The 242-nt window shown below is 67.4% G+C and carries 1 protein-coding gene; it reads right to left on the minus strand.

The genetic code is table 11. The annotated features are described in order from the left end of the window. Positions 1 to 242: SulP family inorganic anion transporter (locus tag SB719_RS22225; protein ID WP_412160043.1), on the minus strand; the 242-nt coding region annotated here is incomplete at both ends.

Here is a 242-nt window from a genome sequence, read left to right on the forward strand (position 1 = left end):
CCCCCAGCAGATCAGCAGAATGCTGCCAGCCATGGCCGGTATCGGCAGGTGCGCGATCAGGCCGGCGCCGGTCACCGCGAACAACGCCACCCACAGCGCCGAAAATACCCCGGCCATGGGCGAGCGGGCGCCCGCCTCGTAGCTCAGGCCCGAGCGGGTGAAGGAGCCGGCAGAGAGGTAGCCAGAGAAAAATGCACCGGCAATGTTCGACAGGCCCTGTGCGCGGATTTCCTGGTCCGGGT

Origin of the sequence: Pantoea sp. SIMBA_079 (assembly GCF_046940275.1) — a bacterium.
In the GTDB taxonomy this organism is placed as follows: Bacteria; Pseudomonadota; Gammaproteobacteria; order Enterobacterales; family Enterobacteriaceae; genus Pantoea; species Pantoea borealis.